Source organism: Ornithinimicrobium cryptoxanthini (assembly GCF_023923205.1).
Classification (GTDB): Bacteria; Actinomycetota; Actinomycetes; order Actinomycetales; family Dermatophilaceae; genus Ornithinicoccus; species Ornithinicoccus cryptoxanthini.
Genome location: NZ_CP099490.1, coordinates 294,002 through 312,976 on the forward strand (window position 1 = coordinate 294,002; position 18,975 = coordinate 312,976).

The 18,975-nt window shown below is 68.5% G+C and carries 17 protein-coding genes; 9 read left to right on the plus strand and 8 right to left on the minus strand.

Going from position 1 to position 18,975, the window contains the following annotated elements; all coding sequences use genetic code 11:
• Positions 1 to 6 precede the first annotated feature (6 nt).
• Positions 7 to 954, plus strand: a complete 948-nt coding sequence (locus NF557_RS01405) for a DMT family transporter (protein WP_252621320.1) — start codon at positions 7 to 9, stop codon at positions 952 to 954.
• A 144-nt stretch (positions 955 to 1,098) separates the two neighbouring features.
• Positions 1,099 to 2,076, plus strand: coding sequence for a helix-turn-helix domain-containing protein (locus NF557_RS01410; protein ID WP_252621321.1), 978 nt, complete (start codon positions 1,099 to 1,101; stop codon positions 2,074 to 2,076).
• Positions 2,077 to 2,293: 217 nt separating this feature from the next.
• Here NF557_RS01410 and NF557_RS01415 read toward each other — a convergent pair whose 3' ends face one another.
• On the minus strand, positions 2,294 to 3,379 hold the full coding sequence (locus NF557_RS01415; RefSeq protein ID WP_252621322.1) for an IS630 family transposase: 1,086 nt from the start codon (positions 3,377 to 3,379) through the stop codon (positions 2,294 to 2,296).
• Between the two features lie 316 nt (positions 3,380 to 3,695).
• Here NF557_RS01415 and NF557_RS01420 point away from each other — a divergent pair, with 316 nt between their 5' ends.
• Positions 3,696 to 4,250, plus strand: coding sequence for a hypothetical protein (locus tag NF557_RS01420; protein WP_252621323.1), 555 nt, complete (start codon positions 3,696 to 3,698; stop codon positions 4,248 to 4,250).
• Between the two features lie 108 nt (positions 4,251 to 4,358).
• Here the strand turns inward: NF557_RS01420 and NF557_RS01425 are convergent, their stop codons facing one another.
• Both NF557_RS01425 and NF557_RS01430 read right to left on the minus strand, forming a co-directional pair.
• Entirely contained in the window at positions 4,359 to 6,443 is a 2,085-nt protein-coding gene (locus NF557_RS01425) for a hypothetical protein (protein WP_252621324.1), read from the minus strand.
• A complete protein-coding gene (locus NF557_RS01430) occupies positions 6,440 to 6,970 on the minus strand; it encodes a SigE family RNA polymerase sigma factor (protein ID WP_252621325.1) in 531 nt (176 codons plus the stop codon). Before NF557_RS01430 ends, NF557_RS01425 begins: the two co-directional genes overlap by 4 nt.
• Before the next feature lie 121 nt (positions 6,971 to 7,091).
• Here NF557_RS01430 and NF557_RS01435 point away from each other — a divergent pair, with 121 nt between their 5' ends.
• The 4 genes from NF557_RS01435 to NF557_RS01450 are packed head-to-tail and all read left to right on the plus strand — an operon-like array spanning position 7,092 to position 11,836.
• Positions 7,092 to 8,387, plus strand: a complete 1,296-nt coding sequence (locus tag NF557_RS01435) for an adenylosuccinate synthase (RefSeq protein WP_252624300.1) — start codon at positions 7,092 to 7,094, stop codon at positions 8,385 to 8,387.
• Positions 8,388 to 8,430: 43 nt separating this feature from the next.
• Positions 8,431 to 8,979, plus strand: coding sequence for a pyridoxamine 5'-phosphate oxidase family protein (locus NF557_RS01440; protein ID WP_252621326.1), 549 nt, complete (start codon positions 8,431 to 8,433; stop codon positions 8,977 to 8,979).
• Positions 8,980 to 8,987: 8 nt separating this feature from the next.
• Complete coding sequence (lhpI, locus tag NF557_RS01445) at positions 8,988 to 9,953, plus strand: bifunctional Delta(1)-pyrroline-2-carboxylate/Delta(1)-piperideine-2-carboxylate reductase (protein ID WP_252621327.1); 966 nt, start codon at positions 8,988 to 8,990, stop codon at positions 9,951 to 9,953.
• A complete protein-coding gene (locus NF557_RS01450) occupies positions 9,950 to 11,836 on the plus strand; it encodes a helix-turn-helix domain-containing protein (protein ID WP_252621328.1) in 1,887 nt (628 codons plus the stop codon). Before lhpI ends, NF557_RS01450 begins: the two co-directional genes overlap by 4 nt.
• Positions 11,837 to 11,969: 133 nt before the next feature.
• On the opposite strand, the gene NF557_RS01455 is transcribed toward NF557_RS01450, so the two are convergent.
• The 5 genes from NF557_RS01455 to NF557_RS01475 all read right to left on the minus strand — a co-directional run bounded on the left by NF557_RS01455 (position 11,970) and on the right by NF557_RS01475 (position 16,797).
• Positions 11,970 to 13,034 (minus strand): branched-chain amino acid ABC transporter permease, encoded by a 1,065-nt coding sequence (locus NF557_RS01455; RefSeq protein ID WP_252621329.1) that lies wholly within the window; start codon positions 13,032 to 13,034, stop codon positions 11,970 to 11,972.
• The gene (locus NF557_RS01460) at positions 13,031 to 13,900 is read right to left on the minus strand and encodes a branched-chain amino acid ABC transporter permease (protein WP_252621330.1); all 870 of its coding nucleotides are present in this window, start codon (positions 13,898 to 13,900) and stop codon (positions 13,031 to 13,033) included. The genes NF557_RS01455 and NF557_RS01460 overlap by 4 nt, the downstream gene beginning before the upstream one ends.
• A 69-nt stretch (positions 13,901 to 13,969) precedes the next feature.
• A complete protein-coding gene (locus NF557_RS01465; protein WP_252621331.1) occupies positions 13,970 to 15,232 on the minus strand; it encodes an ABC transporter substrate-binding protein in 1,263 nt (420 codons plus the stop codon).
• Positions 15,233 to 15,302: 70 nt separating this feature from the next.
• Complete coding sequence (locus NF557_RS01470) at positions 15,303 to 15,998, minus strand: ABC transporter ATP-binding protein (RefSeq protein ID WP_252621332.1); 696 nt, start codon at positions 15,996 to 15,998, stop codon at positions 15,303 to 15,305.
• Positions 15,991 to 16,797 (minus strand): ABC transporter ATP-binding protein, encoded by an 807-nt coding sequence (locus tag NF557_RS01475; RefSeq protein WP_252621333.1) that lies wholly within the window; start codon positions 16,795 to 16,797, stop codon positions 15,991 to 15,993. Before NF557_RS01475 ends, NF557_RS01470 begins: the two co-directional genes overlap by 8 nt.
• Positions 16,798 to 16,987: 190 nt before the next feature.
• Here NF557_RS01475 and NF557_RS01480 point away from each other — a divergent pair, with 190 nt between their 5' ends.
• Both NF557_RS01480 and NF557_RS01485 read left to right on the plus strand, forming a co-directional pair.
• A complete protein-coding gene (locus NF557_RS01480; protein ID WP_252621334.1) occupies positions 16,988 to 17,725 on the plus strand; it encodes a 3-hydroxybutyrate dehydrogenase in 738 nt (245 codons plus the stop codon).
• Positions 17,726 to 17,982: 257 nt separating this feature from the next.
• Complete coding sequence (locus NF557_RS01485) at positions 17,983 to 18,969, plus strand: VOC family protein (RefSeq protein ID WP_252621335.1); 987 nt, start codon at positions 17,983 to 17,985, stop codon at positions 18,967 to 18,969.
• The last annotated feature ends 6 nt before the right edge of the window (positions 18,970 to 18,975 follow it).

The following is an 18,975-nucleotide window of genomic DNA, read 5'->3' on the forward strand; positions in this document are numbered from 1 at the left end:
ATCTCGGTGAGCAGGTCGCTGGTGCGGGACCGCACGTGGCTGGTGGCCGTCGCGGCCTCCCTGTGGGGACTCTCGGCGCTGTGGCGCGAGCCGCTGGCCCGGGACTACCCCGCGCTCGCGATCGTCTTCTGGGAGCACCTTCTGCTGACCCTGCTGGTCAGTCCGTGGCTGGTGGGCGCGGTCCGGGCGGTGTGGCTCGCGAGCACCCGGACCAAGGTGAGCGTGCTGGTGATCGGGGCCGGCTCCTCAGCCTTGGCGACCACATTGTTCACCGCGGCCTTCCGGCTCGGTGACCCGATCACACCGCAGGTGCTGCAGAAGCTCCAGCCGCTCATCGCGCTGCTGCTGGCGGCGCTGATCCTGGGGGAGCGGCTGCGAGCCCGGTTTGCCGTGTTCGCCCTGCCGGCGATTGTCGGGGCCTGGCTGCTGGCCTTCGCCGACCCGCTCGGGGTGAGCGTGTCCAGCGCCGCCGCGGCGGGGCTGGCGGTCGGTGCTGCCGCGTTGTGGGCCGCTGGCACCGTGCTCGGCCGGGCGGCGAGTGCCGAACTGCGTTTCGCGGACATCACGGCGCTGCGCTTCGGCGTCGGTCTGCTGACGCTCGTGGTGCTGAGCGCGGTGACCTCGACGCCGCTGGCCATCGGGCTCGATGCCGCCCCCAACATCCTGCTGCTCGCGATCTTCCCGGGGCTGCTCGCCCTGCTCCTCTACTATCGCGCCCTGGGGCACACCCCGGCCTCGCGCGCCACGCTGGCCGAGCTGGCCTTCCCCCTGACAGCGGCGCTCGTCGGCGTGGTCGCCCTCGGCGCCTCACTGGAAGTCTCGCAGTGGACCGGTTTCGTGATCGTGCTGGCGTCGGTCGTGGGCCTGGCCGTCCATGAGCAGCGATCCGGGCGACCTGCCGTCGACACACCTGGCCCCGCGGCATACTCCCTCGGGCATGGAGGCGGCCGGTAGCCTCCGTCGCAGACGGCGGCTCCGGCCGCATCCCCCGTGTCAAGGCTCCGTGTCCCCGTGACGTTGTGCCTGACAAGACATATCTTGCCGCACGATTTCCGCTAAACCTGGCACTATGTGGCCAGTGGCCTTAACCTGCCATCTATGAACGCTCAACAATCCGTGGGACAGCTGGACGACGACACGCAGGTGCTCTTCCGGCACATCCTGCGGGGCGAGCCGGCCACGATCGAGGGGCATGCCGCCGAGCTCGGGTGGACCCGCACCAAGGCGGCGCGGCACCTGGCCGAGCTCGAGGCCTTGCGCCTGATCCACCTGACCGAGGGTGCGCTGGTCCGGGCGGAGGACCCGCGGCTGACGCTGGGCCGCCTGCTGGACGTAGAGGAGGCCGAGCTGGCCGAACGGCGCCAGGAGCTGCTGGGTGTGCGCCAGTCGATCGGCACCTATGAGGCCGACTACCAACGTGGCCTGCAGCTCGGCGGCAACCCGACGCCGGCGTGGCAGCGGATCCCGGCGTCCGAGGTGCCCGAGGCGATCGAGCGGCTCGCGCGCACCTCGGAGGGCGTCCTGCGCCAGGTGGCGTCAACGCTGGCTCGCGGCCCGGGACACCTGGAGAGAGTCAAGCGGCTGCGCGCCGAGGTGATGGCCAGCGGTCGTGAGCAGCAGTCCATCTTTCCGTTGAGCGTCCTCGACGACCCGAGCTGGCGGGTGCTGGCCGAGGCGCGGGCGTTGGCCGGCGAGCGGCAGCGCTTCCTTGAGGACGTGCCGCTGGACTTCATCATCTTCGGAGACCGCGGGGTGCTCCTCTCGGAGGACGACGATCCGGTCGAGGCGCCTGACATGCTGCTGGTGCACTCGCAGAACGTGCGGTCGACGTTCGTGGCCCTGTTTGAGGAACTGTGGCGCAGGGCTGCTCCCTTCCACGACGGAGGTGCCGCCGCGGCAGACGTGCGGGTGCTGGAGCTGTTGGGACTCGGCTTCAAGGACGAGGCCATCGCCCGCCACGTCGGTCTGAGCCTGCGGACCGTGCGACGTCGCATCTCGGCCCTGATGGACGAGCACGGGGTCGACACCCGGTTCCAGCTCGGCATGGCCGCCTGCCGACGTGGCTTACTGGACTAGGGGGACTCCCGGTGCGGGGAGTCGCCCTGAGCAGGAGGCCTGGGGTCCGTTGTGGGGCTTCACGTATGCCGGGGTGCGAGGGTGGGAGCGCGGCACCCGCGCCAGGTGTCACGAGTCCTTGTCACCGAACTATCTTGCAGCAACTCATGCATTTCGTGATGTGGAGAGCAAGACTGAGACTGGCGTCACATCGAGGCCTCAGGTCAGCCGCCACATCCTAGTGGCTCGTGTTTGAAGTAGTCTGACGGTTGGCTTTCTTGAGGATCTCGTCGGCGGTCTTTGTCCAGACGAAGGGGTGGCAGCGGTCGTTCCAGCCGTCGACGAAGGCGCGGATCTTGGCGTTGAGGTCTTTAACTGATCTGAAGGTGCCGCGGTGGATCGCCTGGCGCTCGATGATGCCGAACCAGACTTCGACGAGGTTGAGCCAGGAGCCCGAGGTCGGGGTGAAGTGGACGTGGATGCGGGGGTTCTTGGCTAACCAGTCGCGGACCTCGACGCGCTTGTGGGCGGCGTAGTTGTCCATTACCAGGTGCAGTTCCTGGCCTGTGCCGTCGTCGGGGTAGGCGCGGGCAACCTGCTTGAGGAAGGCGAGGAACTCCTGGTGGCGGTGCCGGGGCTTGCAGGCGCCGGTGACCTTGCCGGTGGCGATCTCCAGCGCCGCAAACAGCGTCGTGGTGCCGTTGCGCTTGTAGTCGTGGGTGCGTCGCTCGGGCAGTCCGGGTTGCATCGGCAGCATCGGGGCGGTCCGGTCCAGGGCCTGGATCTGGGACTTCTCGTCCACGCACAGCACGATCGCGTTCTCCGGAGGTGCCAGGTAGAGCCCGACGACGTCGGTGACCTTGGCGACCAGCTCGGGGTCGGTGGAGAACTTGAACGTCTCGCTCCGCCACGGCGCGACACCGTAGTCGCGCCACGCCTTGGCCACCGTTCCGTTGCTGATGCCCAGGTGCCGGCCCAGCAGCCGGGAGGACCAGTGCGTCACCCCGTACTTCTTCGGTGGCGGCTTGAGCGTCTGCGCGACGATCTCGCGGTGGTCGATGGTCCGCGGCCGGCCCGACCGGGCTTCGTCGTCCAGCCCGACGATCCCCTGGGCCGTGTACCTGTTGCGCCAGTCGATCACCGTCGGCCGAGAGACCCCTACCTTCGCCGAGATCGAGGTGTTCGACTCCCCGTCCGCGGCCAGCAGCACGATCCGTGCCCGTTGGGCCAGGCCCGCCCGAGCAGAGGAGGACCGAGTCAACCGGCCCAGTTCCTCGCGGTCACCATCACGCAACCCCAGCGCCGGGGCAGGTCGATTCGCCATACCCCATCGTCGCAGCCGAGCAACTGTAAATCAACTAACTACACGCTCCACTAGTTCGAAGCGGACGTCTCGGCTCAGCGGAAAGTTCGACTCCTGTCAAGATGCAAATTTACGATTCACGTCGCATGTGCTTGTTTGTGGAACGTCGCGGCGATAGTCTTCGAGGTGCGATCGGAGAGGCGACCTCGAATGAGAGAGGGGTGAGCGCGAGTTGGTCCGCGCGGCCGTGCCTACAGTGCGACTACTACGGATAACCCTGCCTGCCTGGGTTGCAGTGACGGTGATCCTATTTTCCTCATGCTCGTCTCAGCCTGACGTGGAACAAAGAACAGGTTCACACGAGCGCTGGGAACGGAATCTAGCGGAACTTGCCGAGGCCGCAGGAATCACTGATCCGCCCGTTGTCGAGCCAATCCGGACGATTTCGCCCGAAGAATCGAAAGGCGTTGTTGATCGATGCCTTGTGGAACGCGGCTGGACGCTCAATTCAGACGAATCTTTCTCCATGCACAAGTCGCAACGTGAGCAATTTCAATTGGATCGATACGTTTGTATTGCATCCTATCCGATAGGAGGTCATTTCCTTGAGTCCTATCAAGCCGAGCAGTGGGAGGCGCTCTACGAATATTGGACTCACGTCTTTATCCCTTGTTTGCGGACCGCTGGATTTGAGGTGGCCGATGCGCCTACGCGTGAAACCTTTCTCGCCGCCCCAGAACGTTGGCACCCAGTCGACGATCAGGCTCTGCGCAGACAATTGACTGCCGCCGAGGCCGACGGTCGGATCGAGTCCTCCAACGTATTCCTGGCAGATGTCTGCCCGGTGAGTCCGGGCGAAGAAGTGCTCTACGGATTCTCCGGCGCGCCGTAGTTCCCGCCAAACGCACGAGTCAGAAGGCAACGAACGCTCGTGTCGTGAGACAAGACGATGTTGGCCGCGTGTCAAGGGTCATCTACTCCTGTTCAGCGCCACAGGCCCTCAGGATGTGGCCACCGGAGCGAGGGACGGGTCGGCCCAGGCGTCGAGGATGACGTAGTCGCCGAAGTGGTGCAGGAAGGCCCCGTGCGCCAACATCTGGCGCCACAGCTCGGCGTCGGCGGCCCCAGCACCGGTGCAGTCCGGCTCGGTGGGCAGGACTGCGGTGAGCCGCCAGGGGGCGTTGTCCGGACCGACCTGCGAGAACCACGCGGGTCCCCGAAGGGGCTCGGTGCACCCGACGTCGACAGTCACGACCCCCTCCTCGAGAGACAGCCGTGCGGTGTGCTCCGGCTGCAGGTCGCGGACGTCGGAGACCCCGACGTCCTGCACCGCCACGTCCCCGCGGACCTCCACCAGACCAGCGGCCAGATCGTCGAGGGTGACCGGCGCGGTCGGGCCGCCTTGGGGATCGTCGACACCATCGGCGAGCAGGGCGAGGCCCACGGGCTCCAGCTGCGTGTCGTCAGCGCCTCCGGCGATCACCAGGATCTCGCCGTCGGTGCTCATCCGTGGCTCGCTGGTCAGGATCTGCACCCACTCGTCGGTATACACCGGGACCGGGCAGTCGGAACCCGGGTCCGGATCGTCCACCCACTGCGGCTCCCCGGTCGCCACGAAGACCCCGTCACGCAGATGCCCCGGCACGCTGACGTCGACCGAGCACTCCCGCACGTGCACCGCCGAGCCGTCGAAGGTGAGCCCGTAGTCGCTCCAGGGCTGGTCCACCACACCAGAGTCGTCGATGACCTGGACCATCAGCCAGTGCCGGTTCACCGCCGTCGCGTCGGTCAGTGGCGTCAACTCGCCGGTGGGTGCCCAGCCGCCCTCGGACATCAGCACCACGGTGGGTGTGCCGACGACCAGAGGTATGTCGTCACGGTAGGACGGCGTCTCCGCGCCGGTCTCGTCGTCGGTCGGGCCCGCAGACCCGTCGTCGGGTGGTTCGCTGGTCGGTGTCGCGTCGACCGGTGGCGTGGGCTGCTCCAGGAGCGACTCCGGGATCGTGCCGCTGATGATCATGGTGCCGTCGTCGAAGCCGACGGTCGGCCCGCTGCGCAGCAGGGCCACCACCGCGGGCGAGGGCTCAGCCGGGGGCAGGTAGCTGTCACTGCCCTCGGCGCAGGCCGAGAACTGCGCAGGTGCGCCCACGAGCAGGACATCGTCCGAGCGCAGCGAGCTCTGCATCTCCAGCGGGCAGGTCCCCGGGTCACCAATGAGCTCGATCTCATAGCCCTGTGCACTTTGCGCGGCACCCGGGCGGTCCTCCAGCAGGAGCTCGTGGATGCTGTCTAGCCGCGTGCCGTCACCTCCGCCGCCCGTGAGGAGCGCGAAGTCCCGACCCAGGGCGATGGGGGTGATGCCGGTCCGGGCGGGAACGTCCGCCCAGGTCCCGCCGAAGTCATCAACCAGTCCAAGGGTCAGCGCCACGTGGACGCGGGGCTCGTCGCTCGTGCCGTCGAGGCCGGTGACGAGGAGCGTCTCGCCGTCCAGGCTGAGCAGCGGGCTCTGCATGAGGGCGCTCGTCCAATTCGTCATCGCAGCGTCCCGCTGCTCGCAGTCGGGGCCGTCGGCGGTGCTGAAACTCCACTCCGAGGCGGAGAGCTGTCCATCCACCGAGACGGTGCCTGAGGATCTGGCTGACTCACAGTTGGTGATCGTGAGGATGACCTGGTCCTCCTCGACCACGAGGCGCTCTCCGTCAGGGCCGTGCCACGTGCCCTGCAGGTCCTCCAGCGTTGCGGGCGTGGAGGTGCCGCTGAGCTGTGCCGGAGGTTCGGTCTCCGCGCGGTGGAACATCGCCAGGTAGGGCTCACCCCGGGAGCCGGGGTCGGCTGCCTCGGTCGGGCCGGGCGTCGTGTCCGCAGGTGGCGGCGGCGCGGCGTCACCGCCGGCCAGTCCTTGCGCCCAGACGATGCCGAGGATGCCAGCGGCAGCCGCTGCGGCGCCCAGTCCGCCGAGCCACGCACGGCCCCGGCTCCGCTGGCGCCGACCAGCCGTCCAGAGCTGCTCGGCAGTCAGCTCCTCGCGGGGGTCGGGCTCCTCGACACCGAGGTCGAGCAGGTCGCGGATCTCGTCGTCGCTCATGGTCTCTCCTCCGATCTGACCAGCGCCTCGGCGGCCTCCGGGAGGAGCTCCCGCAGCCGTTTGAGCGCGGCGTGCGCCTGGCTCTTGACCGTGCCGTTGCTGACCCCCAGGGTCTGCGCGATCTGGGTCTCGCTCAGGTCGTCGTAGTAGCGCAGGACCAGCACCGCGCGCTGCTTGTCGGTGAGCTCCCCGAGGGCGCGACGCACGTCCAGGCCGGTCACGACCCGAGCGGGGTCGACCGGCTCGGACCCACCCAGCGGCCGCGCCGACTCAGCGATCTCACGAACCGGCACCTCGCGCCTGGTGCGCCGCCAGCGCGAGATGTTGTCGTGGAACATGATCCGGCGCACATAGGCGTCGGGGCTGCCCTCACCGACCCGCTCCCACCGCGCGGCGAGCTTGATGAGGGCGTCCTGCAGGAGGTCCTGGGCCGTGTGCGGATCCCCGGTGATCAGCATGGCCGAGCGCAGCAGCGCACCGCGCCGCGCGTTGACATAGGCGACGAACTCTGCTTCAGGATCGGTCATCAGCACCTCCTACCCCTCCAACGCGGTCGGGACCTCCCATGGTTGGCACCTGTCGGCATACTGCCCGATGTCAGTGACCGATAACCTGAACCCTGACATTCTCGACAACAAGGTGGGCAGCATGCCGGCAGTGGTCCTGGTAGGAGCCCAGTGGGGCGATGAGGGCAAGGGCAAGGCGACCGACCTGCTCGGCAGCCGCGTCGACTACGTCGTGAAGTTCAACGGCGGCAACAACGCCGGGCACACGGTGGTGATCGGCGACCAGAAGTATGCGCTGCACCTGCTGCCCTCTGGCATCCTCAGCCCCGGGGTCGTGCCAGTGATCGCCAACGGTGTCGTCGTCGACCTGAGTGTGCTGATCGAGGAGCTCGATGGCCTCGAGGCGCGTGGCGTCGACACCTCCCGCCTCCGGCTCAGCGCCAACGCGCACGTGATCCCGCCCTACAACCGCACGCTGGACAAGGTGACTGAGCGCTTCCTCGGCAGCCGCAAGCTCGGGACGACCGGCCGCGGGATCGGCCCGACCTATGCCGACAAGATGAACCGCGTCGGCATCCGCGTGCAGGACCTGTATGACGAGTCCATCCTCCGCCAGAAGGTCACCGCCGCGCTGGACACCAAGAACCAGCTGCTGCTCAAGATCTACAACCGGCGCGCCGTCGAGGTGGAGGAGGTCATGGAGGAGCTGCTGCGGCACGCCGAGCGGATCCGCCCGATGGTCTGCGACACCGCGCTGGAGCTCAACGAGGCCCTGGACGCGGGCAAGACGGTGCTGTTCGAGGCGGGCCAGGCGACGTTGCTCGACGTCGACCACGGCACCTATCCGTTCGTCACGTCGTCCAACGCCACCTCGGGTGGGGCCTGCACCGGCTCCGGTGTGGCGCCGACCCGGATCGACAGCGTGATCGGCATCCTCAAGGCCTACACGAGCCGGGTCGGGGAGGGCCCGTTCCCGACCGAGCTGCACGACGACATGGGCGAGTTCCTGCGCAAGACGGGCGCGGAGTACGGCACGACCACCGGTCGCCCGCGCCGCTGTGGCTGGGTCGATGCGGTGATGGGTCGCTATGCCCAGCGGATCAACGGGGTCACCGACTTCGTCATCACCAAGCTCGACATCCTGACCGGCCTGGAGAAGGTGCCGGTCTGTGTCGCCTACGAGGTGCAGGGCATCCGCCACGACTCGATGCCGGTCAACCAGTCCGACTTCCACCACGCCACGCCGATCTATGAGGAGCTGCCCGGCTGGTGGGAGGAGATCAGTCACTGCCGCACCTTCGAGGAGCTGCCGGTCAACGCGCAGAACTATGTGCTGCGGCTGGAGGAGCTGATCGGGGCGCGCGTCTCGGCCATCGGTGTCGGCCCGGGCCGGGAGGAGACGATCCAGCGGTTCGACCTGCTGGGCGGGGACGTCTGAGCCTCGGTCGGCGGGTGTCAGAGCTCGGGTCTACCGTGAGGTGATGGAGCCAGAGCAGTCGGTGAGTCCCTACGTCGGTCGTCCCGAGATGCCTGAGGGGTATGGCGTCCCGGAGACCTCCGAGGGTCTGTTGAGCTGGGCCGAGATCGAGACCCGCCTCGAGCGCGCGAAGCACTACTGGCTCAGCAGCGTGCGGCCCGACGGGACGCCGCACTCGGTGCCCCGTTGGGGCGTCTGGCTCGAGGGTCGGTTCTGGTATGACGGTGCTCCCACCACCCGGCACACGCGCAACGTGGAGCAGAACCCGGCCGTCACGCTGACCCTGGAGAGCGGGACCGAGGCCGTCATCGTCGAGGGCGGGTCGGTGGCCACCCGGGCCGAGGCGGACGGGCTCGGGGCACGCCTGGCCGAGGCCTTCGGGAAATATCACGACCTGGACTACTCGCCCGGTCCTGACTCGTGGTCGGGAGAGGACGGCGGCGGCCTGCGCGTCATCACACCCCGCCGCGTGCTGGCGTGGTTCGACTTCCCCAAGGACGTCACGCGCTTCAAATTCGCGGGGGTTGAGGCCAACGGCACGCCGGATGGTTGAGTGTGGGCATGGAGTTCGTCGATGCCCACACGATCCGCCAAGTCCTGGACCCCTCGGCCCTGGTCGCGGCCCTGCGGGAAGCGTTCGCCGCACCGGACACAGCCGTTGTGCCCGAGCGTGCCCACCACCGGATCGACGACGCCCTGGACGCCACCCTGCTGGTGATGCCCGCGTGGCAGCGGGGCGCCTGGCTGGGAGTCAAGGTCGTCGGTCACTTCCCGCAGAACCGCGCGCAGGGGCTGCCCGGTCTCTACGGTTCCTATCTGCTCAGCAGCGCGAGGACCGGCCAGCCCGTCGCGGTGCTTGACGGCACCGAGCTCACGCGCTGGCGCACCGCCGCGGCCAGCGCCCTGGCCGCGGACTACCTGGCGCCGGCCGAGGTGCGCGAGCACCTGCTGATCGGTGCCGGCAACGTGGCTTCGGCGATCCCGTCCTGCTATGCCGGGGTCCGTGACGTCGGGCTGACACGGGTCTGGAGCCGCTCCCCGGAGGGAGCGCAGACCCTCGTGGAACAGCTGCGTGGAGCGGGCGTTGCCGCCGAGGTCGCACCTGACCTGCGCGAGGCCGTGCGGACCGCCGACGTGATCACCGCCGCCACCTCCGCCACTAGTCCGCTCGTGCTCGCGCAGGACGTGCGCCCCGGCGCCCACGTGGACCTCATCGGGGCGTTCACCCCGGCAATGGTGGAGGCGGACGAGGCGCTGGTTACCTCGGCGAGCCTCTTCGTCGACGTGCGCGAGGCGCTGCACGAGGCCGGTGACCTGACCGGCCCCCTGGCCCGCGGCATACTGCAGGAGTCTGACGTCGTGGCCACCCTCACGGACCTGGCTGGCGGGGCCCATCCGGGTCGACGCGAGGACAGTGAGGTGACCGTCTTCAAGTCGGTGGGCACAGCACTGGAGGACCTCGTGGCGGCGGGGCTCGTCTGGCAGGCGCGGACCGCGGCTCGGGCGGCCGACCATGAGGCGTCATGACTGAGCAGGACCTCGCTGAGCACTTCCTCGCGCTGCTGGCTGACGACCGCCCGCTGAGCGACTACGAGGAGCTGCGCAAGGGGGCAGGACCAGACGAGCAGGCCGCGGCAGACCGGGTCCACGCCCTCGCGCTGCGGGCGAGAGGCCTGCGCGAGCAGGACCGGCGCCGAGAGGCCGAGCTGAGCGCCCTGTTCGACACGGTCGCCGACCTGGCGGCGCTGAAGGACCTCGACGACGTGCTCGAGGCGATCGTGCGTCGGGTCCGCACGCTGCTCGGCTGCGACGTCTCCTATCTCTCGCTCAACGACGACGAGCTGGGCGCGACCTACATGAGGGTCACGCAGGGCATCCACACCGAGGAGTTCCGCAACGTGCGGCTCGGTTTTGGTGAGGGGCTGGGCGGGCTGGTGGCCCAGACGGCGCGGCCCTACATGACCGACGACTACTTCGCCGACGAGCGGTTCAACCACACCCGACCCATCGACAGCGCGGTCGACGGGGAGGAGCTCCGGGCGATCCTGGGCGTGCCGCTGCTGCTCGGGCGCACGGTGATCGGGGTGCTGTATGCCGCCAACCACGACGCGCGTCCGTTCAGTCGGGCGGACGTCGGGCTGCTCACCAGCTTTGCCGGTCACGCCGCGGTGGCGCTGGACAACGCCCGGCGGATCCGCGAGACGCAGGCCGCACTCGCTGACCTGAAGCAGACCAGTGAGCTGCTCCAGCGCAACGTCGAGGGCGTCCAGCTGGCCAGTGTGGCGCACGAGCGGCTCACCGGCGTCGTCCTGCAGGGAGGGTCACTGGACGACATGGTCCATGAGCTGCACCAGGTGCTGCAGGAGCCGGTCCACGTCATCGACGCGCACGGCGCGACGCTGGCCAGCAGCGCTCCCGACGACCCGCCGGCCGGGCCGGAGCTGGAGCTGGTGTCGATCGCCTTCGGTGACAGCGGGACCCATGTCGAGGGCGGGGTGAGCATCGCGCCCGTCTTTGCCGGCGGGACACCGCTGGCGGCGGTGCTGACCCGCAGCGAGCTGGACGACGTGTCCCGCCGGATCCTGGAACGCGCCGCGACGACGGCGGCGCTGATCATGGTGGTGCAGCGCAGCGTCTCCGAGGCGCAGACACGGCGGCGTGCGGACCTGCTCGTGGACCTGCTCGTGGGTCGGTCCGGGGCTGGGTCGCTGACCGCGCGGGCGAGCCTGCTGGGGACGGACCTGGCCCAGCCGCATGCGGTGCTGGTCGTGGACGGCGCCGACGCACAGCTCAAGCAGTCGGCGGTGGACCTGACGACCAACACCAACGGTCTCAGCGCTGACGTGGGGGAGCGCCTCGTGCTCGTCCTCCCGGACGTCGTTCCGCTCGAGGCCGGTCGCCGGCTCGCGCGCCGGGCCACCAGTGCGTCGAACGTCCCGGTGGGCCGGGCCGTGCCGACGGTGGGCGCTGCTGGTCCGGTCACGGGGGTGGACGGGGTCCGGGCGGCATATGAAGAGTCCTCCCGGTGCCTGGACGCCCTGCTGGCCCTCGGTCGCCGCGGCGACGTCGCCGACGCCGCGACGCTGGGCTTCGTCGGTCTGCTGATGGGGCGGCACGATCCGGGCGAGCACGTCCATGCCCGGCTTGGCGCGTTGCTCGACTACGACGAGGAGAGGGGCACCGAGCTGGTGCAGACGCTGGCGCTGTGGCTGGCTGAGGACCGGCACCTGGCCCGCACCGGCGAGCGGCTGCACGTCCACCCCAACACGGTCACCCAGCGCCTCGACCGGATCGGACGACTGCTCGGTGACGGGTGGCAGAGCCCGGAGAACCTGCTTGAGCTCGGGCTGGCGCTGCGGTTGCGCAGCGTGCTCCCGCACTCGCACGGCGCGCCGACGGACGGCTCGTGAGGCCCGAAGACGCCTGATAGCCCGATGGCGGCCCATGGCCACCAGGCGCAGAGATGGCCCGCAGACGCAGAGATGGCCCGGACCGACTGGTCCGGGCCATCTCTGCGCCTTGCTGAGCGAGTCTGCGGTCGAGCTAGGGCTGGTGCTCCTCGTCGGCGATGCCGACATCATCTCCCTCGACCTCTCGACCCTTTCGTCGGGCCAGGAAGTCGGCGACGGTGCCCCAGATGCCGCGGCGGAAGAGCAGGACCACCACGACAAAGACGGTGCCGGTGATGATGCCGATCCCCTCGAAGCCGGAGGAGGCGAGCTGGTCCTCGAGGACGACGATGACGATCGCGCCGAGGATGCCGCCCCACAGGGTGCCGATGCCGCCGAGCACGGTGATCAGCACGACCTTGCCGGAGGTGTTCCAGATGACCTCCTGCAGTGACACGAAGCCGTGGCTGATGGCGAACAGGCCACCGGCCAGCCCGGCGAGCCCGGCCGAGATGACGAAGACCGTGATGCGATAGCCCTCGACGTTGTAGCCCAGTGCCCGTGCCCGGGGGGCGTTGTCGCGGGTGGCGACGAGGACCCGGCCGAACGGTGAGTGCACGACCCGCCACGCGATCCACATGCCGAGGATGATCATCGGCAGGGCGGCGTAGTAGAACCAGAACGAGTCGGTCTCGACCGCCTCGATGCCGAAGAAGTTGGTCGGCACCGACTGCAGCCCGTTCTCACCACCCGTCACGTCGTTCCACTGGTTGGCGATGAAGTAGATCATCTGCGCAAAGGCCAGGGTGACCATGGCGAAGTAGATGCCGGTGCTGCGGACCGAGAGGTAGCCGATCGGCAGGGCGAGCAGCATGGCGGCCACCGCGCCAACCAGCACGGCCAGCGGGAAGGGCAGCCCGTAGTTGATGGCCACGAGGCCGGTGACGTAGGCCGAGCCGCCCCAGAAGGCCGCGTGCCCGAAGGACAACAGCCCACCGAAGCCGAGCAGCAGGTCCAGGGCGACCGCGAAGAGGGCCCAGGCCGCGATGTCCATGGCGACCGGAGGATAGATGATCCGGGGCAGCGCCAGGGCCAGCACCAGGCCCGCGGCGAGCAGCGCCAGGTGGCGCCAGGAGCGACCTGTTGCGTGGGTGACCCGCTCGACCCCCGAGGGCCCGGGGGCCGTGGTCGCGTCGGAGTGGGCAGTGTGGGTGCTCATGCGGACTCCTCGCGGCCGAACAGCCCGTTGGGCTTGAACAGGATGACCAGGGCCATCAGGACAAAGATCGCGACCTGGGAGAAGGTCGGCGCGTAGGCCTGCCCGAACGCCTCGACCAGCCCCACCAGGAAGCCGGCGACGACCGCGCCCACGATGGACCCGAGCCCGCCGATGACGACGACGGCAAACAGGATGATGATGAAGCTGCTGCCCATGTCTGCGGTGATCGCGCGCATCGGTGCGGCCAGGACTCCGGCCAGGCCCGCCAGGGCGATGCCGAAGCCGAAGACCGGGGTGACCCAGCGGCCGACGTCGATGCCGAGGGCCCGGGTCAGCTCGGAGCGCTCGGTGGCGGCGCGCACGATCATGCCCAGTCGGGTGCGGGTCATCAGCATCCAGACGGCGAGACAGACGAGCAGCGAGGCAACAAACACAAAGACGTGGTAGGTCGGCAGCCGCAGGCTGCCCATGATGATCTGCCCGGTCAGCACGTCAGGGATGGTGTAGGGCAGGCCAGACACGCCATACTGCCGCTTGATCAGGTCGACCAGGAAGAGCGAGAGGCCGAAGGTCAGCAGGAAGTTGTAGAGCGGATCTAGCTGCAGGAGCCACCGGACCAGGCCGCGCTCGAGGATCACCCCAAAGATGAACAGCAGGATCGGCACCACGATGAGGGCCGCCCAGAAGTTCAGGCCGATCACATCGAGCAGCACGGCGGCGACCACGGCTCCGAGCATGTAGCAGGCTCCGTGGGCGAAGTTCACCACGCCCAGCACGCCGAAGATGATGGCGAGCCCGAGAGCGGCGATGGCATAGAAGCTGCCGGTCGCCAGTCCCTGGATCGTGTACTGCAACACCGAGTTCATGCGTTTTGTCCTCGCAGTTGGGTGGACAGCCCCGGGGGCCGGCTCGTGGCCGGCCCCCGGAGCCAGTGGTCAGTCGCCGAGGTTGCAGCCGGCGGCGATGGAGTCCTCGACCGGGCGGAAGGCCTCAGCAGCCGGGATGGTGCTGACGATCTCCTCGTAGTCCCACTCCTCCGTGACGTCCGCAGCGTCCTTGACCTTGGCCAGGTAGACGTCGTGGATCACGCGGTGGTCCTCGGCGCGGAACTTGCCGTCGCGCAGGAAGACGTCGTCGACCTCCTTGCCCTCAAGGTGTCCGACCACGGTGTCAGCGTCGTCGCTGCCCTCCTGCTGGACGGCCTCGAGGTACTGCTTGGCGGCGGAGTAGTTGGCGGCGTGCGCGAAGGACGGACGGCCGCCGGTCTCCTCCATGAACTCGTCGGCCCAGGCGCGCGACTCGTCGTCCATGTCCCAGTACCAGGCGTCGGTGAAGGTGACGCCCTTGAACGGCTCGACACCCAGGCTGTGGATGTCGGTGATGAACATCAGGCCCACTGCAAGGCTGATGCCCTGGTCGGCGAGGCCGGCCTGGCCGTACTGCTTGACCAGGTTGATCAGGTCACCGCCGGCCTGCATTGTGCCGATGACGTCCGGCTTCTCAGCGGCTGCCTTGGTCAGGAAGGTGGCGAAGTTGTCGTTCGGGAACGGGGTGGCGATGTGCCCACCGACGGTGCCGCCCGCGGCCTCGATGGCAGCGGTGAACGACTTGTCCATGTCCTGACCGAAGGCGTAGTCCGGGTAGATGATCTGCCAGTTGGTGTCGCCGTTCTCGGTGACGGTCTTGCCGGTGCCGTTGGCCAGTTGGTAGGTGTCGTAGGCGTAGTGGAACGTGTAGGGGTTGCACTGTGCGCCAGTGAGCTCGGTGGTCGCTGCTCCGATGTTGAAGTGCAGCTTCTTGTGCGAGTTGGCCTGGTCCGCGACGGCGAGGGCGGCCGAGGAGGTCGGCACGTCCAGGATGATGTCGGCGCCCTGACGCTCATACATCTCCTGGGCCTTGGTGTTGGCGACGTCCGGCTTGTTCTGGTGGTCGGCGTCGATGACCTCGATCTCGGGGATCACGGCGTCGTCGCCGTACTCCTCCTCGTAGTCCGCGACCGCCATCTCCACGGCTATGACGCTGTTGGGCCCGGACAGGTCCTTGTAGACACCTGACTGGTCGTTGAGGACGCCGATGACGACCTTGCCGTCGGTGAACTCTCCCTCGCCGTCGCCGCCGGGTCCGGCGTTGCCGCAGGCCGACAGGAGCAGGGCGCTGGCTGACACGACCGCGGTCGCGACGAGCTTCTTGTGGGTCATTTGCTTGATCTCTCCTTTGAGGGGTGCCGCCGTGGTGGAGGCGTGGTGGAGTTGGGGACAGTGGTGGGGGCTACATGCCGAGGTAGGTGAGCAGCTCGTCCTGGCGCTGGGTGAACTCGCTGTTGTCCAGGTTGGCCGCGACCGCACCCTCGGCGAGGACGTAGTGGCGGTCGGCGACTGTCGAGGCGAACTTCACGTTCTGCTCGACCAGTAGGACCGTCGTGCCCTGCTCCTTGACGCGCAGCAGGATGTCGCGGATCTGCTGGACGATGACGGGTGCCAGGCCCTCACTCGGCTCGTCCATCAGCAGGAGTCGCGCGCCGGTGAGCAGCACCCGCGCCACGGCGAGCATCTGCTGCTCACCGCCAGAGAGGGTGGTGCCGGGTGCCCTGCGGCGGTCGGCCAGGACAGGAAAGGCTTCGTAGACCTCGCTGAGGGACCAGGCGGAGTCGGGGTGGGTCACCGTGGGAAGGGTGAGGTTCTCCTCCACGGTCAGGGAGGCATAGATCCCGCGGTCGTCCTGCACCCAGCCCAGTCCCTGTCGGGCGCGCTTGTGCGACGCGAGGGTGGTGATCTCCGCACCGTTCAGCGTGATGCTGCCCCGGACGTCGCGGTGCAGACCCATGATCGAGCGGAGCAGCGTCGTCTTGCCGGCGCCGTTGCGGCCCACCAGCGTGACGACCTCACCCTCGTCGACCCGAAGGTCCACGCCATGGAGTGCCTGGGCCTCGCCATAGAAGGCCTGCAGGCCGGTGATCTCAAGCATTGCTCTCCTCGCCGAGATAGGCGTTGATCACGCGCTGGTCGGCGCGGACGGTCTCGTAGGTGCCGCGGGCCAGCACCTCACCGGCCATGAGCACGGTGACGTGGTGGGCGAGGCTGCCGACAACATGCATGTTGTGGTCGACGAAGACGACGGTGCGGCCCTTGGCAATCTGCTGGACCAGCTCGATAGTGCGGTCGACGTCCTCGCGCCCCATGCCGGCCGTCGGCTCGTCGAGCAGCAGCACCGTCGGGTCCAACGAGATGACCAGGGCCATCTCCAGGGCCCGCTTCTGCCCGTAGGCGAGCTCTCCCGCAGGCCGGTCGGCGAGGGCGGACAGGCCCACCTCGTCGACCAGCTGGTCGGCGCGCTCGCGATACTGACGCAGCTGCTTGTCCGAGCGCCAGAAGCGCATCCCGCCGCCGGCCATGCCCTGCAGTCCCAGCTCCACGTGCTCGCGGGGAGTCAGGTTGTCAAACAGGCTGGTGATCTGGAAGGAGCGGGCCACGCCCTCATGGGCGATCTGCTCGGGCTCGCGGCCCGTGATGTCCTTGCCGTGCACGGTGATCGTGCCCGAGGTCGGCTTGATGTAGCCGGTCAGCAGGTTGAACAGGGTCGTCTTGCCGGCGCCGTTGGGGCCGACCAGCGCGTGGATCTGACCCTCGACGACGTCCAGGTCCACGTTGTTGACGGCGCGGAAGCCCCGGAAGTCCTTGCTGAGGCCCTTGGCCGACAGCGCCACGGTCTGACCCGTGCTGCGCTCACCCTGCTGCGGGGCGTCGTGGTGTTCTGCGGCGTTCATGGTTCCACAACCTAGGCGCGAACCCGGCGGCGGCCGATGTGAGGAATCCACACAAATCGCGGTCAAGGCATGTTGGCTCCACACATAGACCAGGGGTGGGGTTGCCACGGAGGATGCGGCGTAGTGGATGAGAGCCCGCAACTGGCGCCCCTGTCCCGTCAGACCAGCCAATGATTGAGGAGCGAGGACGATGACGATGCGGACGGTGCTGGTCACCGGCGGGGCCAGCGGGATCGGTGAGGCCATCGCACGGCGGGGGGCCCGGGAAGGTCACCGAGTGATCGTGGCCGACCGGGACAAGGGCGGTGCAGACCGGGTCGCGGGCGAGATCGGCGGCGAGGCATGGCACGTGGACCTGTCGGACACGGCCGCGCTCGGTGAGCTGCGCCTGGAGTGCGACGTCCTGGTGAACAACGCCGGGGTGCAGCGGGTTGCACCGATCCACGAGTTCGACCCCGAGGACTTTCGGCTCATCCACCGACTCATGCTCGAGGCGCCGTTCCTGCTCGTCCGGGCTGCGCTGCCGCACATGTATGCCCAGGGCTGGGGGCGGGTCATCAACATCTCCTCGGCCCACGGCCTGCGGGCCTCGGCCTTCAAGTCGGCCTATGTCTCGGCCAAGCACGGGCTGGAGGGTCTGTCCAAGGTCACCGCGCTCGAGGGCGCTCCGCACGGGGTGACGTCCAACTGCATCAACCCTGGCTATGTGCGCACTCCGTTGGTCGAGCAGCAGATCGCCGACCAGTCGGCCACCCACGGGATCCCCGAGAGCGAGGTGGTCGAGAAGATCATGCTGACGCGCTCGGCCATCAAGCGACTGTGCGAGCCCGACGAAGTGGCGGCGCTGGCGGCGTTCCTGATGACGGATGACGCCGGCATGGTCACCGGGACCTCGCACACCATGGACGGTGGCTGGACCGCCCAGTAGGGCACCCTCGCGACAATATGCCCTGCCCCACCAGAGGGGGCAGAGTAGTTGCGCACGGGGTGTCCCTGCCCCACCAGGAGGGGCAGAGTAGGTGCGCACCGGTTGTCCTTGCCCCACCAGAGGGGGCAGGGCATATCCTGCGGCAGGTGGGGCCCCTGCGGCCTTTGTCTGCGCCTGACTGCCTGTCTGCGCCGTCGACCTTCCCCGTTATCCACAGGCCGTCAGGGCGGCGCGCGCCGACCGGGCACACTCGTGCGATGCGCACGCCCAGAGCACAGGTTGTCAGGGGAGCCGGGCCACTGCGTCCGACCCTGGCGCGAGAGCTGCTGCAGGCGCGTGCCCGGCTCGAGACAGCCACGGGGGTCGTGGAGACGATCGCTCTGGTCATGCGCCGGCTCCGGCACGACGAGGGCCTGAGTCAACGGGCCTATGCACTCCGGCGTGGTTGGTCGAAGTCCTTCCAGGCGCGCCTGGAGTCGTGCGCGCAAAATCTGATGCTGCGTGACGTCGTGGACGCGCTGACCGGCACAGGCTTCGTCCTGGCCCTGCTCCCGGACGGAGATCCGTCGGTCGGCGCTGTCGATGGCTGGAGCACCCCCGAGCTGATCGCACGGGACCGCGGCGGTCGGCGATTCCCGGCTGCTCGTGAGGTGCAACGGGCGACACGGCCCCCGACCTGGTGGTGGTGGAAGCACAGCACCAACAGCATGGTGGGCCAGCCGGAGTGGACCACTGCGGTGGAGGCGCACGTCAGGGGAGTGACCGCTACGGTGATGACGATGAACGAGATCCGAGTCCGACCAAAGCTCGCGGTCGAGGGTGCTGAGCGCGCGATCGAGTTCTATCAAGAGGTGCTCGGGGCGAGACTGCAGAGTCGGCACACCATGGGTGAGGCAGTGGTCTTCGCCCAGCTGGAGCTCCCGAGCGGAGACGTGCTGCAGGTCAAGGATGCCGACCACGTCGATCGCGCACCCGGGCCAGACGGCGCAGGGGTCATCATCGACGTCCTCTGCGACGATCCGGACACGGTCGTGGCCGCCGCCGTCGAGCGGGGGGCCGAGGTCATCTTCGAGGTTGCCGACCAGCCGTATGGCGCGCGCCAGGGCCGGATCCGCGACCCCTTCGGGCATCAGTGGATCGTGGGCACGGAGCTGACCAAGAGCGACGCCGAGGTCCAGGCAGCCCTGGACGACTGGGCCGCCGCTGAGGGGACGTCTCGGAAGGGCGCTGAGGGGAACGCCTGAGGAAGG

What these genes read in the sequence shown, in the direction of transcription:
- NF557_RS01410 (WP_252621321.1), top strand. Translation starts at nt 1,099, where the DNA reads ATGAACGCTCAACAATCCGTGGGACAGCTGGACGACGACACGCAGGTG.
- lhpI (WP_252621327.1), top strand. Translation starts at nt 8,988, where the DNA reads ATGGAGTTCGTCGATGCCCACACGATCCGCCAAGTCCTGGACCCCTCG.
- NF557_RS01480 (WP_252621334.1), top strand. Translation starts at nt 16,988, where the DNA reads ATGACGATGCGGACGGTGCTGGTCACCGGCGGGGCCAGCGGGATCGGT.
- NF557_RS01455 (WP_252621329.1), bottom strand. Translation starts at nt 13,034, where the DNA reads ATGAGCACCCACACTGCCCACTCCGACGCGACCACGGCCCCCGGGCCC.
- NF557_RS01460 (WP_252621330.1), bottom strand. Translation starts at nt 13,900, where the DNA reads ATGAACTCGGTGTTGCAGTACACGATCCAGGGACTGGCGACCGGCAGC.
- NF557_RS01415 (WP_252621322.1), bottom strand. Translation starts at nt 3,379, where the DNA reads ATGGCGAATCGACCTGCCCCGGCGCTGGGGTTGCGTGATGGTGACCGC.
- NF557_RS01470 (WP_252621332.1), bottom strand. Translation starts at nt 15,998, where the DNA reads ATGCTTGAGATCACCGGCCTGCAGGCCTTCTATGGCGAGGCCCAGGCA.
- NF557_RS01430 (WP_252621325.1), bottom strand. Translation starts at nt 6,970, where the DNA reads ATGACCGATCCTGAAGCAGAGTTCGTCGCCTATGTCAACGCGCGGCGC.
- NF557_RS01435 (WP_252624300.1), top strand. Translation starts at nt 7,092, where the DNA reads ATGCCGGCAGTGGTCCTGGTAGGAGCCCAGTGGGGCGATGAGGGCAAG.
- NF557_RS01425 (WP_252621324.1), bottom strand. Translation starts at nt 6,443, where the DNA reads ATGAGCGACGACGAGATCCGCGACCTGCTCGACCTCGGTGTCGAGGAG.
- NF557_RS01475 (WP_252621333.1), bottom strand. Translation starts at nt 16,797, where the DNA reads ATGAACGCCGCAGAACACCACGACGCCCCGCAGCAGGGTGAGCGCAGC.
- NF557_RS01485 (WP_252621335.1), top strand. Translation starts at nt 17,983, where the DNA reads ATGCGCACGCCCAGAGCACAGGTTGTCAGGGGAGCCGGGCCACTGCGT.
- NF557_RS01440 (WP_252621326.1), top strand. Translation starts at nt 8,431, where the DNA reads ATGGAGCCAGAGCAGTCGGTGAGTCCCTACGTCGGTCGTCCCGAGATG.
- NF557_RS01450 (WP_252621328.1), top strand. Translation starts at nt 9,950, where the DNA reads ATGACTGAGCAGGACCTCGCTGAGCACTTCCTCGCGCTGCTGGCTGAC.
- NF557_RS01465 (WP_252621331.1), bottom strand. Translation starts at nt 15,232, where the DNA reads ATGACCCACAAGAAGCTCGTCGCGACCGCGGTCGTGTCAGCCAGCGCC.